15 protein-coding genes are annotated in these 15,201 nt (G+C 68.4%); 3 read left to right on the top strand and 12 right to left on the bottom strand.

The features are described from left to right. Positions 1–93: 93 nt before the first annotated feature. The gene (parE, locus tag F813_RS0109310) at positions 94–1,980 is read left to right on the top strand and encodes a DNA topoisomerase IV subunit B (RefSeq protein ID WP_012983464.1); all 1,887 of its coding nucleotides are present in this window, start codon (positions 94–96) and stop codon (positions 1,978–1,980) included. A 27-nt stretch (positions 1,981–2,007) separates the two neighbouring features. Here parE and F813_RS0109305 read toward each other — a convergent pair whose 3' ends face one another. From F813_RS0109305 to F813_RS0109265, 9 genes are all read right to left on the bottom strand, one after another. Further along, complete coding sequence (locus tag F813_RS0109305) at positions 2,008–2,265, bottom strand: type II toxin-antitoxin system RelE/ParE family toxin (protein ID WP_012983463.1); 258 nt, start codon at positions 2,263–2,265, stop codon at positions 2,008–2,010. Beyond that, positions 2,252–2,485: a hypothetical protein gene (locus F813_RS0109300; protein WP_012983462.1), complete on the bottom strand. Its 234-nt coding sequence runs from the start codon at positions 2,483–2,485 to the stop codon at positions 2,252–2,254. Before F813_RS0109300 ends, F813_RS0109305 begins: the two co-directional genes overlap by 14 nt. An 81-nt stretch (positions 2,486–2,566) precedes the next feature. After that, on the bottom strand, positions 2,567–5,647 hold the full coding sequence (locus F813_RS0109295) for an efflux RND transporter permease subunit (protein WP_012983461.1): 3,081 nt from the start codon (positions 5,645–5,647) through the stop codon (positions 2,567–2,569). Positions 5,648–5,658: 11 nt separating this feature from the next. Beyond that, positions 5,659–7,308: an efflux RND transporter periplasmic adaptor subunit gene (locus F813_RS0109290; RefSeq protein WP_017926346.1), complete on the bottom strand. Its 1,650-nt coding sequence runs from the start codon at positions 7,306–7,308 to the stop codon at positions 5,659–5,661. Beyond that, entirely contained in the window at positions 7,305–8,564 is a 1,260-nt protein-coding gene (locus tag F813_RS0109285) for a TolC family protein (RefSeq protein ID WP_017926345.1), read from the bottom strand. Before F813_RS0109285 ends, F813_RS0109290 begins: the two co-directional genes overlap by 4 nt. A gap of 75 nt (positions 8,565–8,639) precedes the next feature. After that, positions 8,640–9,020: a hypothetical protein gene (locus F813_RS0109280; RefSeq protein ID WP_012983458.1), complete on the bottom strand. Its 381-nt coding sequence runs from the start codon at positions 9,018–9,020 to the stop codon at positions 8,640–8,642. Between the two features lie 94 nt (positions 9,021–9,114). Continuing rightward, on the bottom strand, positions 9,115–10,221 hold the full coding sequence (locus F813_RS0109275) for an alkene reductase (RefSeq protein WP_017926344.1): 1,107 nt from the start codon (positions 10,219–10,221) through the stop codon (positions 9,115–9,117). 199 nt (positions 10,222–10,420) lie between these two features. Further along, positions 10,421–10,747, bottom strand: a complete 327-nt coding sequence (locus F813_RS0109270) for a DUF3634 family protein (protein ID WP_026148233.1) — start codon at positions 10,745–10,747, stop codon at positions 10,421–10,423. A 12-nt stretch (positions 10,748–10,759) separates the two neighbouring features. Then, entirely contained in the window at positions 10,760–11,587 is an 828-nt protein-coding gene (locus F813_RS0109265; protein WP_026148232.1) for a M48 family metallopeptidase, read from the bottom strand. Positions 11,588–11,823: 236 nt separating this feature from the next. Between F813_RS0109265 and F813_RS0109260 the strand changes: the two genes are divergently transcribed. Next, the gene (locus F813_RS0109260) at positions 11,824–12,183 is read left to right on the top strand and encodes an MbcA/ParS/Xre antitoxin family protein (RefSeq protein ID WP_012983454.1); all 360 of its coding nucleotides are present in this window, start codon (positions 11,824–11,826) and stop codon (positions 12,181–12,183) included. A gap of 12 nt (positions 12,184–12,195) precedes the next feature. Continuing rightward, the gene (locus F813_RS0109255) at positions 12,196–12,942 is read left to right on the top strand and encodes an RES family NAD+ phosphorylase (protein ID WP_012983453.1); all 747 of its coding nucleotides are present in this window, start codon (positions 12,196–12,198) and stop codon (positions 12,940–12,942) included. A gap of 84 nt (positions 12,943–13,026) precedes the next feature. Here F813_RS0109255 and F813_RS0109250 read toward each other — a convergent pair whose 3' ends face one another. The 3 genes from F813_RS0109250 to F813_RS13635 are packed head-to-tail and all read right to left on the bottom strand — an operon-like array spanning position 13,027 to position 15,029. After that, entirely contained in the window at positions 13,027–13,941 is a 915-nt protein-coding gene (locus F813_RS0109250) for a pirin family protein (RefSeq protein ID WP_012983452.1), read from the bottom strand. Continuing rightward, complete coding sequence (locus tag F813_RS0109245) at positions 13,938–14,525, bottom strand: NADPH-dependent FMN reductase (protein WP_012983451.1); 588 nt, start codon at positions 14,523–14,525, stop codon at positions 13,938–13,940. The genes F813_RS0109250 and F813_RS0109245 overlap by 4 nt, the downstream gene beginning before the upstream one ends. A gap of 27 nt (positions 14,526–14,552) precedes the next feature. After that, positions 14,553–15,029 (bottom strand): pirin family protein, encoded by a 477-nt coding sequence (locus F813_RS13635; RefSeq protein ID WP_231289549.1) that lies wholly within the window; start codon positions 15,027–15,029, stop codon positions 14,553–14,555. Between the last annotated feature and the right edge of the window lie 172 nt (positions 15,030–15,201).

Here is a 15,201-nt window from a genome sequence, read left to right as displayed (position 1 = left end):
GCAATTGTTGGGATCATGGGGGCGATTGCAAGCAGCCCTGATTTGCTACCCTTCGCGCATCCGCGAGCGCGCGATCGACACAGGAACCATTACGTGAGCTATTCCGCATCCGATATCGAGGTCCTCGAGGGGCTGGACCCGGTGCGCAAGCGCCCGGGCATGTATACCGACACGACCCGCCCGAACCACCTCGCGCAGGAGGTGATCGACAACTCGGTGGACGAGGCGATCAGCGGCCACGCCAAGCGCATCGATGTGATCCTGCACAAGGACGACTCGGTCTCGGTGTCGGATGACGGTCGCGGCATGCCGGTGGACCTGCACCCGCGCGAGAATCGCCCCGGGGTCGAGGTGATCCTGTCCACGCTACATGCGGGCGGGAAGTTCTCGGACAAGAACTACCAGTTCTCCGGTGGCCTGCACGGGGTCGGCGTGTCGGTGGTCAATGCGCTGTCGAAGCAGCTCGAGGTGCAGATCAAGCGCGATGGCCGCGAGTACCGCATGGCGTTCGCCGGCGGGTACAAGACCCAGGATCTGGAGGCGGTCGGCGACGTCGGCAAGCGCAACACCGGCACCACGCTGCACTTTTGGCCGGACCCGCAGTATTTCGATTCCGCGAAGTTCTCGGTGCCCCGGCTCAAGCACATCCTGCGCGCGAAGGCCGTGTTGTGCCCGGGCCTGACCGTCACGTTCCATGACGAGACCACCGGCGAGGCCTGCGAGTGGTGCTATCAGGCGGGGCTGCGCGACTACCTGGTGGAGGCCCTGGACGGCCTGGAGCGGGTGCCGGAGGAGCCGTTCATGGGGTCGGTCTCCGGGGCCACCGAGGCCGCCGACTGGGCGGTGACCTGGCTGCCGGAGGGCGGCGAGGTCGTCAGCGAGAGCTACGTGAACCTGATCCCGACCACCCAGGGCGGGACGCATGTGAACGGCCTGCGCACCGGCCTGACCGAGGCCGTGCGCGAGTTCTGCGAGTTTCGCAGCCTGCTCCCCCGCGGGATCAAGCTGGCCCCGGAAGACGTCTGGGAACGGGTCGCCAGTGTGCTGTCGTTCAAGATGCAGGACCCGCAGTTCGCCGGGCAGACCAAGGAACGCCTGTCCTCGCGTCAGGCCGCGCCGTTTGTCTCCGGCGTGGTCAAGGACGCCTTCAGTCTGTGGCTGAACCAGCACCCGCAGCAGGGCGAGCGCATCGCCGAACTGGCGATCCAGAACGCGCAAAAGCGCAGCCGCGCCGGGCGCAAGGTGGTGCGCAAGAAGGTCACCCAGGGCCCGACCCTGCCGGGCAAGCTGGCCGACTGCGCCAGCCAGGACCTGGAGCGCACCGAGCTGTTCCTGGTCGAGGGCGACTCCGCCGGCGGCTCCGCCAAGCAGGCGCGCGATCGCGACTTCCAGGCGATCATGCCGCTGCGTGGCAAGATCCTGAATTCCTGGGAGGTGGACCCTGACCAGGTGCTGGGCTCGCAGGAGATCCACGACATCTCCGTGGCCCTGGGTGTGGACCCGGGCCAGGCCAGCCTGGACGGGCTGCGCTACGGCAAGGTCTGCATCCTGGCCGATGCCGACTCCGACGGCGCGCACATCGCAACGCTGCTGTGTGCGCTGTTCCTGAAGCACTTCCGCCCGCTGGTGGAGCGGGGGCACGTGTACATCGCCATGCCGCCGCTTTACCGCGTGGACGTCGGCAAGCAGACCTTCTATGCCCTGGACGACGACGAGAAGGCCGGCGTGCTGGAACGCATCGAGGCGGAAAAGATGAAGGGCAAGGTCTCCGTGACCCGCTTCAAGGGGCTGGGCGAGATGAACCCGCTACAGCTGCGCGAGACCACCATGAACCCGGACACCCGGCGCCTGGTGCAGCTCACCCTCGACGCCGCCGACGACACCATGCAGCTGCTGGACATGCTGCTCGGCAAGAAACGCGCCTCCGAACGCCGCGCCTGGCTGGAAGGCAAGGGCCACCTGGCCGACGTCGCCGTCTGACAGCCTGTTGAGAGATCACACCTAGAGTTACCGATAGACCTCACGGCGGTGGCCGATCTTCACCACCGTGACGATCAGTTGCTCGTCCTGGATCTCGTAGAGGATGCGGTAGGCGCCTTGCCGCACACGGTAGCGTTCCTGCGCGGAAAGCTTCTCGCTGCCCGGTGGGCGGGGGTCCTCTGCCAGCGAAGCGATGCGCTCCAGGATGCGGCGTACGTCCCTGTCGGGAACCCGTCGCAGATCCTTGGCGACGGACTTGCGGACCACAACCTCAAAGCTTGCCATGCGCCTTCAGGTCGTCGAGGAGCGCCTCGTAGGACATGGTCGGCTCTGCAACGCGATCCTCGAACGCCCTCAAATCCTCCTGGTCCTCGATCAGTACTTGGCGCACGGCGCGATTGACCAGATCGGAGATCGAGCACTGGGTGGAGGCGGCCTTCATACGCAGGGCGCGGTGCAGGTCCGGTTCGAAATACACGGTGGAACGCTTGTTCGGCTCGTTCATTGGAGCCTCCGGGATGATGGATACAAGGTTCATTGTAGCGCTGTGGCGTCATGACGCCACAGCGTCAGGGTCGAACCGGCGTCAGGCCCGCGCCGCGGCGCGCGACCGGACCCAGTGGTACAGGGCCGGCAGCACAATCATGTTGAGCGCGGTGGAGCCGAGCAGGCCGCCGAGGATCACGATGGCCATCGGGGCCTGGATCTCGGTGCCGGTCTCGCCCAGGCCCAGCGCCAGCGGGACGAGCGCCAGCGCGGCGGTGAGCGCGGTCATCAGGATCGGCGTCAGCCGCTCCAGTGCGCCGCGTTCCACGGCCTCGTCCAGCGGCACGCCCTCGGCCGCCAGGCTCTGGTAGCGGCTGATCAGCAGCAGCCCGTTGCGCACGGCGATGCCGAACAGGGTGATGAACCCGACCAGCGCCGCGATGGTCAGCACGCCGCCCATGGCGAACACGGCGATCACCCCGCCGATCAGCGCCAGCGGGATGTTGACCATCACCAGCAGGACCAGGGTCAGCGAGCGCAGGGCCAGTTGCAGCACCACCAGCATGGCGACCAGGACGCCGGCGGACACGATGGCGATGGTCCGGCTGGCCTGGGCCTCGGCCTCGAACTGGCCGCCCAGTTCCACGCGATAGCCCTCGGGCAGTGCTACCCGTTCGTCGATGGTGGCGCGGACCTCGTCGGCCGCCCCGCGCAGGTCACGCCCTGCCACGTTGGCGCTGACCACCAGGCGGCGTTCGGCGTTTTCGCGGTTGACCTGGGCGGGGCCGCGTTCGATCCGCGGTTCGGCCACGTCGCCCAGCCGGATGTTGTGCCCGGTCGGCGTGCGCATCGGGATGTCGGCCAGGCGGTCCAGCTCGCGCCGCTCCACGGGCAGCTGCACGACCAGGTCGAAACGCCGCTCCCCCTCGAAGATCTGGGCGACGCGGGCGCCGCGCCAAGCGGTCTCCAGGGTCTCCGCGGCGTCGGCCACGGTCAGGCCGTAGCGGGCGAGGGCGCTGCGATCGGCATGCAGCCGGATTTGTGGCACCGCGGCGACGGGCTCGATCGACAGGTCGACCAGGCCGTCGATGCCCTCGAGGGTTCGCTCGACCTCGCCCGCCAGGCGCTGCAGTTCGCCCAGGCCCGGGCCGAAGATCTTCACCGACAGGTTCGCGCGCACGCCGGTCAGCATATGGTCGATGCGGTGCGAGATCGGCTGGCCGATGTTGAACTGGCCAGGAAACGCGGCCAGCCCCTCGCGCAGCTCCTCGAGAAACGCTTCCTTCCCCTGCGGCAGCGGGCCCAGACGGACATCCAGTTCGCTCAGATGGGGCGGCTGGGTGTGTTCGGCCCCTTCGGCCCGTCCGGTACGGCGGGCGACGGAGAGGATCGGATCCTGTTCCAGCAGCCAGCGTTCCACCTGGCCGGCCATCTCCGCCGCGGTCTCCAGGCCGGTGCCGGGCGGGGTCGCCATCTCGATGGTCAGGCTGCCTTCGTTGAAGTCGGGCAGAAAGGAGCGCCCGAGCAGCAGCGTGGCCGCCAGGGTGGCGATGGCAAGGGCTGCCGAGATGACCACCACACTGCGGCGAAAGCGCAGGGTGGCGCGCAGCAGCGGGCGGTAGGCGCGCTGCAGGGCCGCGGCCACCGGCGGTTCGCGACCCGCGCTACGCTCCGCGACCGCGGGCAGCAGCCAACGGGCGAGCACCGGCGTCACGGTCAGGGCGACCATGAGCGAGGCCGCGATCGCGACCAGATAGGCCAGCCCCAGCGGCTGCAGCAGGCGGCCCTCCACCCCGCTCAGGAAGAACAGCGGGGCGAACGCCAGCATGATGATCACGGTGGAATAGACCACCGGATAGCGCATCTCCGAGCAGGCCCGGCGTACGGTCTCGTCCAGGCTGGCCCGATCGCGGTCGCCGCCGTTCTCGCGCAGGCGGCGATAGATGTTCTCCACGAAGATGATGGCATCGTCGACCAGCGCGCCGATGGCGATGGTCATGCCGCCCAGGGTCATGGTGTTGATGGTGATGCCCAGCGCGTGCAGCACCAGCAGGGCGACGGTCAACGACAGCGGGATGGCCAGCGCCGAGATCAGCGTGATCCGTACGCTCAGCAGGAACACCAGCAGGATCAGCACCACGAAGATCGCCCCGTCGCGCAGGGCCTTGCCCACGTTCGCCACTGCCGTCTGGATGAAATCGGCCTGGCGGAACAGGTTGGGTTCGATGGTGACACCCTCGGGCAGGCCGGCTTCGAGCCGCGCGAGGGTCTCGTTGATCGAACGCGTCAGGTCGAGGGTGTCGGCATCTGGCTGTTTGGAGACGGCCAGCACCACACCGGGGTGGCCGTTCACGCCGCCATCCCCGACCGGGATGGAGGGCCCCATCGCGACCTCCGCGACATGCCGTACCAGGATCGGCATGCCGTCGCGTACTGCGACCACGGCCTGTTCGATCTCGTCCAGCCGCTCGGCGCGACCGAGGAAGCGGATCAGGTAGTCCTGGCCGCCCTCGCTGAGCCGGTCGCCGCCCGCATTGCGGCTGGCCTGTTCCAGTGCGTCCCGGACCTCGGCGAGGTTCAGGCCGAACGCCGCGAGGCGCTCCGGGGAGACTTGCACCTGGTATTGGCGGACCTGGCCGCCCAGGGTGGTCACCTGGGCCACGCCGGGGATGGCCTCCAGCTGCCGCGCTACCACCCAGTCCGCGACTTCGCGGGCGCGCATGCCATCCGCACGGGCGTCGTCACGTACGCCGAGATAGGCGATCTCGCCCATGATCGAGCTGATCGGCCCCAGCTGCGGGGCGGCGACGCCTTCGGGGAGTTGCGCCTGCACGCGCCCCAGCCGCTCGTTGACGACCTGCCGGGCCTGGTAGATCTCCTCGCCCCACTCGAACTCCACCCACACCAGCGAGAAGCCGGCCACGGACTGCGAGCGCACGCGGCGCACCCCGCTCGCGCCGCTGACCGCGGACTCGATCAGGTAGCTGACCTGCTGTTCCACCTCCTCGGCGGCCAGGCCGGGGGCCTCGGTCATCACCGTTACGGTGGGTGCGGTCAGGTCCGGGAATACGTCGATCGGGGTCTGGCTGGCCTGCCAGGCGCCCAGCAGCAGGAGGCCGAGGGCCCCGGCCATCACCAGCAGGCGGTTGGCGAGGGACCATCGAATCAGTCGATCCAGCATTGGGTGGCCTCCTAGTGGCTGTGGCCGTGGCCGATGTCATCGGTATCGCGGCCCGCGAGCAGGACTGCATAGGCGCCCTGGACCACCACCCGTTCGTCCGCCTCGACCCCGGCGAGGATCTCCACCCGGCCGGCGGAACGAATCCCGGTACGCACCGGTCGCCGCTCGAACGTCTCGCCCCCGGTCTGGACCATCACCACCTGCACGCCGTCGTCGTCGATCAGTGCCGCGGCCGGGAGCGTGACGCGGTGCCGCGATGGCCCTGCCGCCAGCGAGACGGTCAGCGGCATGCCGGGCCGGTACCGGGTGTCCGTGTCCTCCAGCGCAAAGGCGACCGGCAGCGTCTGCCCGGGCCCGTCGAATGCACCGCCTTCCCAGACCGGTTCGCCGCCGATGGCATGCCACTCGCGACTGCCCGGGTGGCGCATGGCCGGATCGGCCAGGGAGGTGACCCGCTCCAGGTCCGCCGGGTAGAGGTGCGCCACCAGCCACAGCGTCTCGCCATCGAGCACGCGGGCCAGTTGCTGGCCGGCCTGGACGACCTCTCCGGGGCTGACATCCAGGGACTCCACCCGGCCACCCGCCGGGGCGCGCAGGGCCAGGGTGCCGGAGACGGCGCTACCGTCGAGCCGTTCCTGGCGGTCGCGGGCGTCGTCCAGTTCGGCCCGCGCGGTGTTGCGTTCGCGGCGGGCCTCCACCACCCGACTGTCGGCGATCACGCCCTCCTCGGCGAGCGCCGTCAGACGCTCCAGATCCGCCTCGGCCGCGGTCAGACGTTCCTGTGCGCGGGCGAGATCCAGGGCCAGGCCGCTGGAGGTGCCGCTGTCCGGCAAGACCGCCAGACGCATCAGACTGTCCCCGGCGTTGACCTCGCGCCCGGGTGCCGGCCATTCCCCGTCGGCCGTGATGACGCCATCGGCGGGCGCGATCAGCCGCGTGCGCTTGCCGGGTACCTCGCGGATGGTCCCCGGGACTTCGATGCGTTCGGCGAACGGCTCATAACGGGCCGGGGCGGTGGCGAAGCGCATGCGCCACTGGGTCTCCTTGAGAAAGGTGATCGTGTCGTCCGCGTCGTGCGCGTGCCCTTCGTCGCCATGGCCGTGATCGTGTCCATGGTCATCGTGGCCGTGATCGTCTCCGTGGTCGTCCTCGCCATGGGCATGCCTGCGGTCGTCGCCCGCATGGTCATGGTCATGGTCGTGACCGTGATCTTCGTCCCCTTGGTCGTGATCCCCGGGGACGTGTACCTGACCGAGCGTGCTCTCGCGCATGCCGTCGGCGTCTTCGTGGACGGCCGTCAGGTAATAGCGTCCCGGCGCGGGCAGGGTCAGGGGGACCGCGAAGATGCCTTCCCGGTCGAGGCCGGCCGTGGCCTCGCTGAATATCTCCCCGTAGCGGTTATGCATCTGCAGGGTTACCTCCCCCGTGGTGACCGGCCGGAAGTCGTCCAGCCAGGTGGCATGGACCACGAAGGTCTCCGTTGCCCCCGGCGCCGGGGCGCCGGCCTCCAGGAACCATTCCAGCTCGGCGCCCCAGTGCGTGATCTCGAGGTCGTCGGCCAGGGCGGGACCGGTAGCGAGGGCCGTCGCGAGGGCGAGGGCCAGCAGGGTGATGATGCGCGTGATCCGATGGGCGATTCCCTGGGCGATTCGGTGGGTCATTGGGTGTCCTCCGCGAGGCTAAGCCCCGCTGCGATGCGCAGTTCGCGCCACTCGGCCCAGCTCTGGGCGAGCAGCTCGTGTTCCTGTTCGATCGCGTTGAAATGGGTGTTGTAGGCCTCGAGCAGCTCCAGCAGCGAGGCCTCGCCGGCCTCGTAGCCGCGGTAGGTCAGCTCGCGCACGCGCCGGGCGGGTGCCAGCGTCTCGCCCCGGTGGCGCTCGAGTTCGTCCAGCAGGTGCGCCAGGTGCACGGTGCCGACCTCGACCTGTCGGGTCAGGTCGCGCTGCAGGGCCCGGCGCTCGGTCTGGCGGGTGTAGTGATCCGCCACCGATTCGCGCACGCGACCCTGGTTGCGGTCCCACAGCGGTAGTTCCAGTTGTAGCCCGATGCCGGTCGAGGTGTCGCGGCGGCCGTCGATCACCTCACGTTCCTGGAACAGCCGGATGCCGATGTCCGGGCGCCCTTCGGCGCGGGCACGGGCAATCTCCAGCTGCGCCGCCTGTTGCCGCTCGGAGGCAGCGCGCAGGGCGGGGTGGCGGTCCACCACCGTCCCGGGCGCGGCCCGGGTGGGCCGCGGCGGCGGGGCGTCGAAGGCGGGGGCGGTGCCCATCCCGGCCGGGCGCCGGTCGAGCCAGGCGGCGAGGGTGGCGCGGGCCTCGGTCCGTTCGCCCTCGGCGGCCTCCAGTTGACGCATGGCCTCGGAACGGAACAGGTCGATGCGCAGCCGCTCGCGTTCGGAGAGGTCGCCGCGTTCCTGTCGCAGTCGGGCGATGCGCCCCAGGCGCTCGGCCTCGTCCAGGCGCTCGCGCGCCAGCTCGAACCCCGCCTCTGCCTGCTGCCAGGCATGAAACGCCGCGCCGATCCGGCCTTCCAGTTCCAGGCGGTCGGCGTGGGTCTGCGCCTCGGTCGCGGCGAGACGGGCGCTGGCGGCATCACGGCGGTGTCCGATCTGCCCCCACAGCGGGAGGGGCTGAGTCACGGCGATCCCGCTCAGCGAATAGCCGCCGCGCCCGTCCTCCATCCCGAGCCGGTCGGAGGCCTCGGCCTCCAGTGTCGGGTTGGGCCAGCGTCCCGCCTGATCGCGCGCGCCGCGCTGCGCGTCAATACGGTGTTCGAAGGCCTCGGCCTCGGGGGCCACAGAAAGCCCGTGCGTGACCGCGCGCTCCAGGGTCCAGCGGTCCGTGTCCGCGTGCACGGCGGGCAGGCAAAGCAGTCCGATCAGTCCGGCGACCGACCAGGAAGTTACCGAATTGGGCATGGGAAGCACTCCCCATTGATGACGATCCAGGCTGCGCCCCGAAAGGCGTCAGCACGCTACGTTCCAATCAACGGGTCAGGCGGGCGGCCCGCGCAGCGGCGGCGCGAGCCAGGGAGGGGATGCGCGAAGGGGCCAGGCAAGGTCGGCGATGCGCGGGGGTGCGCGTGGGGTCGCCACGGACAGGTCGCCGGCCGTGGTGGGCAGCGCCGCGCCGGGCAGATCGAATCCGATCACCGGCTTGCCGGTGGCCTGCGGCGTCAGATCGACCTCGGCCGCCTCGTTATGATGGTGCACATGCTCGGCATCGTGCGCCGCATGCAGCGGCGAGGGGTGATCGTGATGATCGTGATCGCCCACGTGCAGGTGCAGCCCTGCGCCCTGCAGCAGGGGCACGGCCAGCACCAGGCTCAGGACCAGCAGGGCGTGCAGCCACGTATGACGGTTGGCAGTGCGCATCGAGCCGCAGTCTACGCCGGGTCCAGGACAAGGGCAAGACGCCACGCGTGCATGGGTTGCGTAAATGACCCCCGGGGACCCCCGGGGGTCGGTTTCAGTCGGATAGCGCCGGGTAGTCGGTGTAGCCGTGTTCGTCGCCGCCGTAGAAGGTGGCTTCGTCCCACTCGTTGAGCGAGGCGCCCCGGCGGAAGCGCTCGGGCAGGTCCGGGTTGGCGATGAACGGGCGGCCGAAGGTGACAAGGTCGCAGCGCCCGGCGTTGATGCGCTGGCGGGCCTCATCGGCGGTGTAGGCGCCGTTGCCGATGTAGGTACGCCTGAAACGCGAACGGATCGCCTCGATGATGGATTCCGGGCGACCGGTCTCGTGGTTGCCCTGGAAGGAGTCTTCTACCACCTCGATGTAGGCAATGCCGGTGGCGTCCAGGGCCTCGGCGAAGGTGCTGTACGTCTCCAGGGGGTCGTCGTCGTGCATGCCGTTGAAGCTGCCGGTGGGGCTTACACGGATGCCGACCCGCTCCGGGCCCCAGACCTCGATCACGGCCTGGACCACCTCCAGCGGCAGGCGGATGCGATTCTCCACCGGGCCGCCGTAGGCGTCGGTGCGATGGTTGCTGCCACTGCGGATGAACTGGTCCAGCAGATAGCCGTTGGCCGCGTGGATCTGCACGCCGTCGAAGCCGGAGGCCTTGGCATTCCGAGCGCCCTGACGGTACTGCTCCACGATCCCGGGCAGTTCGTTGAGCTCCAGCGCGCGTGGCTGCTGCACCTCGACCATGCCCGATTCGGCGCTGATGAAGGTGTAGGCCCCCTCGGGTTTGATCGCGGAGGGCGCGACGGGGAGTGCGCCATTGGGCTGCAGCTCCGGGCGCGAGATCCGGCCCACGTGCCACAGCTGCGCCTGGATGCGTCCGCCGGCGCCATGCACGGCGTCCGTCACCTTGCGCCAGCCCGCCATCTGCTCGGGCGAGTGGATGCCCGGGGTGAACGCGTAGCCCTTGCCCTGCGGCGAGACCTGGGTGGCCTCGCTGATGATCAGACCGGCGCCGGCGCGCTGGGCGTAGTACTCGGCGTTCAGGTCCGTGGGCACATCGCCTGGCTGTCCGGCGCGCGAGCGCGTCAGCGGCGACATCAGCATCCGGTTCGGAAGTTCCAGCGGGCCCAGACTGTAGGGGCGAAAAAGTGCGTCATCCTGCTCAGCCATGGGCCGTTGTCCTTTCGTGCGTTGTGGTTCCGTGCGGTTTTCCGACCGGGGCGGCATCGAGTCGTTCCCCCGATCATGGCGAAGGGGCGGCTTGATCATCCCGGGTCCGGAGGATCTGCGGACGATGGGGGCACAAAGCGGGGCGTGCCGGTCCTGACGGCCTTTGGGCAGGCCGACGTAGCCCTGTTCGGCGTCTCCCTTAGCGGCGTCTTCTTCTGCGGCGACGCCCGAGTTTGATGCGTTGCAGGGCGGTCTGCAGTTCGGTGCGCGCCTCCCGTGGGATAGAGCTGGAGGCGCGCAGGCGAGGGCCCTCGCGGGTGCGCATGGCGGTCAGGCGCCCGCGCTGGATCCCGTAGCGGCGGGCGATATCCCGGGCGGCATGTTCGAAGTGCATGGGCACGTCGCCGCGTCGTGCCCGGGGTTTGCCGTCTGTGATCTCGATGCTGAACAGGATGCTGGCCTGCCAGATGATCAGCGCTGCTGCTGCGAGCAGAAGCGCGATCATGAGCAGTAACGCGGTAAGCATGGACATGGCGTTTTAGTCCGACTCCGGTTCCGGCAACGCCTCGACCTCGCGGCGAAAACGCTGGAAATCGTCGCTGTCGCGGGCTAGGCCGTCCAGCGTCTCCGCCGGTATCGAGTCGATCCGGGCCTGGGTGTTTTCAACGCGCTCGCGGGTAGCGGGGTGGGTAGCAAAGAACTGCTCGACCCGGCTGGGGTCCCGATCGCGTTCGTCCAGCAGGGTCTCGAAGAACGAGACGAGGCCGATCGGATGGATACCCGCATCCACCAGATAGCCGATGGCCACGTCGTCCGCCTCGCGTTCGGCCTCGCGGCTGTAGCCGGCGAACACGCCCGCCGCACCCACTTGCACGGCCACCTGCTCGGCCGCGCCGGGGTCGCGCCCGAGTATCACGCCGTAGACGACCGCAAGCCCCATTTCCGCCTGCTGCGCGCGGCGCCACTGGTCGATACCGTGGCGCTTCACTACGTGTCCGACCTCGTGCGCCAGTACCCCGGCCAGCTCGGACATGTCGTCGGCGCGTTCGATCAGCCCGCGATAGATGTAGATGTGCCCGCCTGGTACGGCGAAGGCATTCACGTCCGGGCCGTTGACGACATAGAAGGTGTAGTCGATCTCGTCGCGGTCATCGGCCACCGCCGCAATCGACTGGCCCAGCGAGTTGATGTAATCGCGGATCGCGGGCGCCTCGACAATCGGCAGCTCCGCGTTCAGGTCCTGGGCCAGCTCGTCCCCCAGTTCGCGCTCCTCCTGTACCGATACACGGGGCGCGCAGGCACTGGCCAGCACGAATACTCCGACCAGCGCCAGCACCGCTGCCAGTCGTCCGTACGCCGCTCGCATTCTGATCACCGTCATTCCTTGCCTCGTTGTGATTTGTGTCCATCGACACCCTCAACATAGAGGGTTTTGTCACGGACCGGGAGCCCTGTGCGCATCCAGTTCGTGACAGTGTGCCCGTTGTGGCTTGCCGGGGTGCGTGGATGTCCAGGCTGCTGGTATTTCGCGGGATCTCGATCCATAATGTGCATAAAGCACATAATGATTGTAAATGTGCATGATTGGTGTGGAGGTGTGCCATGAGTGTCGCAACGGTAGCCGTCCCGGAGCGCGCGGATGTCCTGCGCGAGGCGCTGGTCAATGCCGGCAAGGCGCTGGGTCTCACCCAGGCTGATCTGGGCGACGTCGTCGGGCGCGGCCGTACGGATATCAGCCGCGGCAACATCGATCCGGCCAGCAAGCCGGGCGAGCTGGCGCTGTTGCTGATCCGCTGCTATCGCGCGCTGTACGTCCTGACCGGCGGGGACGCCGCGGCCATGAAACACTGGATGCACACGCAGAATCATCACACCGGCGGAGTGCCCGCCGAGCAGATCCGCACGGTGCAGGGGCTGGTGGGCGTGCTGGAGTATCTCGACGCGATCCGCGGCAAGCTGTGATGCGAAACTGACATGCCGGACTGGAATGCGCTGGTCGAAGCCGCGCCGCGCGTCACGCTGAGAGGGGAGGTATTGCGCCTGGTCGAGAGCCAGGAGCAGGTCGCTACCAACCAGCTCGTTTCCTCACTCGACCGTCAGGCTGTGCTGGAGGAGATGCTGGAGGCGACCAAGCCGCCCCGGCGCCCGGGCACGGAACGGCTGCATTATCTGCTGGCGACCCCGTTTCGCTATCCGCCACTGCGCCATGGTTCGCGCTTCGGCCGTCGCCACGAGCCCAGCCTGTTCTACGGCGCCCTGCGCGAGCGCACCGTCCTGGCCGAGGCCGCTTATTACCGGTTCGTCTTCTGGCACGGCATGGCGACGCCGCCAGCGCGCAAGCTGGATACACAGCACACCCTGTTGGCCGCGCGCTACCTGAGCCCCGATGGCCTGCAGCTCCACGAGCCTCCGTTCGCGGAACACATAAAGCGGCTGCGGCACCCCGCCGACTACCAGGCCACACAGGCCCTGGGTGCCATCATGCGCGAGAGCGGCGTCGACCTGTTCGAGTATGCGTCTGCCCGTGACCGCGAGGCCGGCCTGAACCTCGCGCTCTTCAATGCGCGCCCGTTTACCCGCAACAAGCCGACGCGCCAGGACCCCTGGCTGTGCCAGCTCAACGCGGAATGCGTCCGCTTCCTCAAGCCCCGCGACGGCACTCTGTATGAATTCCCGTTGAGCCAATTTCTTTATCAGGGGCACCTGCCGCTACCGGCCTGATCAGTGCGCCCGAATGCCGCCCGGCAGGGGCTGGTTGTGGCAACGCGGCTCGTGTAGCTCGAGTCCGTCGCCAGCAGGGGACCTTCAGGGCAGGGGGATAAACTCGTCTTCGTCGCCGGGGACCCTGGGAAAGCGGCCGCCTTGCCAGTCCTGTTTGGCCTGCTCGATGCGCTCGCGGCGGCTGGAGACGAAATTCCATTCGATGTGGCGCTCGCCCACGGGTGCGCCACCAACCAGGGCGATGGTCGAGGCCGTGGTGGCGGTGACTGCAATGCCGGACTGGCGGGAGAAGATCGTCATCGAATGGGCTGGCATCGCGGTGTCCTGCGCGCGCAGCTCGCCGGAGACCACATAGACGGCGCGTTCGTCGCCATCGGGCAGGGTGAGGGTCTGGCCGGGCTGCAGGCGGGCCTCCAGATAGAGTGTCTCGGAAAACACCCGCACCGGCGACTGCACGCCATAGGCGCTACCCATCATCACGCGGACGGGGATCTCTTCGACGGTGACGGTCGGGATCGTCTGTTCCGGATAGTGGTGAAAGGCGGGTTCGGTTTCCTCGTCGGCTTCCGGAAGGGCGAGCCACAGCTGCAGCCCGTGTTGGGTGTGTTCCTCGGCTGTGACCTCCGGTCGTTCCCGCTCGGAATGGACGATGCCGCGTCCGGCGACCATCAGGTTGAGATCCCCGGGCCGAATGGCTTGGTGCGAGCCCAGCGAATCGCGATGCAGGATCTCGCCCTGGAACAGGTAGGTGACCGTCGCGATCCCGATGTGCGGGTGCGGGCGCACGTTGATCCCCTCGCCTGCGGGGAAGCGCGCCGGGCCCATGTGATCAAAAAAGATCCACGGCCCGACCATCCGCCGTTGTGCGGTGGGCAGCACCCGGCGCACGGAGAAGCCGCCCAGGTCGCGCTCGCGGGGCTGCAGCACGGTCTCGATTGCCGCGCAGGGGGCAGGCGAGGCGATACAGGGCTGTTCGGTGGTCTCCAGGGTGTTGCTCATCGGGGGGCTCCGGGTGTCGCGTCGCGCATGGGCCGGAGGGCGCGGGCCCATTTCGCCAGTTCTTCCAGCATGCCCCGGGCGGATTCATCGTGCATCGGTTCGGGGACGAATCGCCGCTCGTCGTCCAGGTGATTCCAGGGCATCTGGATCATCACGCCCTCCGGGATCGGCATCATCTTGAGGGCCGTCACCATCTGCCGGGCCATCTGTGCCGAGCGCAGCCCGCCGGAGGCCCCGCCGTAGCTCACGAACGCGCAGGGCTTGTAATTCCACTCTGGATAGACGTAATCGAGGGCGTTGATCAGCGCGGGGGGTGCGGAGTAGTTGTATTCGGGGATCACGAACACATAGGCATCGGCGCTGGCGACACTGCGCGACCAGTTCCGGGTGTGCTCCTGCGTGTACTTCTGCGTCCGGGGGTGGTGGGGCTCGTCGTATACCGGCAGCTGGAAGTCGGCCAGGTCGACCCGCTCGCACTGGAACGCGTTGTGTTCACTGGCCAGCGTATGAAACCAGTCCCCCACGGAGGGGCCGATGCGGCCCGGGCGGGTACTGGCGATGAGGGTCTGAAGCTTCAGTGACATGGGTGTGTCCTCGTCAGGGGGGCGGCATCAGCCGCCGCGCAGATCGAACAGCAGGGCCTCGGCCTCGCCGTCGGTGGTGAATTCGAGCCCGCGTTCCTGGCGGATGGTGGCGCCGTCGCCGGCAGCCATCGTCTGGTCGTTCAGGGTCAGTTCGCCTCGGGTGATCTGTACGTAATAGACCCTGCTCGGGTCCGCCGGAAACCGAGTGGCATCGTGCGCCATCCGGAGCCTGTGGATGCAGGCGTCCTGCCGGATGGGCAGGGAGCCATCCCGGCCATCGGGCGAGACCAGCAGGACGTGCCCGCCGGCACCCGAAAAATCCTTCTGGGCGTAGCACGGTTCGCCACCCTTGTGATCCGGGATGATCCAGATTTGCAGGAAGTGCAGCGGATCGGTGGTTGATGCGTTGAACTCGCTGTGCCGGATGCCCGTGCCCGCACTCATCACCTGGACCTCGCCGGCCCTCAGCCGGGTCTGGTGATCCATCGTGTCCCGGTGCTCGATGGCCCCGTCTAGGGAGACGCTGATTGAATCGCACGTCCGCGTTGGCGCCCCCCGTTTTCCGAGACAAGGCGCGTCGTGCAGCGGGTAGTGGTTCTACCCGCCCGTTCTTGATTGATTCGGGGCGCAACGCAGGATCGGGGAACAGGGGGCGCCAACCCCACAAGCCATTGAA

Origin of the sequence: Thioalkalivibrio sp. HL-Eb18, from assembly GCF_000364985.1 — a bacterium.
Classification (GTDB): domain Bacteria; phylum Pseudomonadota; class Gammaproteobacteria; order Ectothiorhodospirales; family Ectothiorhodospiraceae; genus Thioalkalivibrio.
This window is presented reverse-complemented; position numbering and strand designations above follow the sequence as displayed.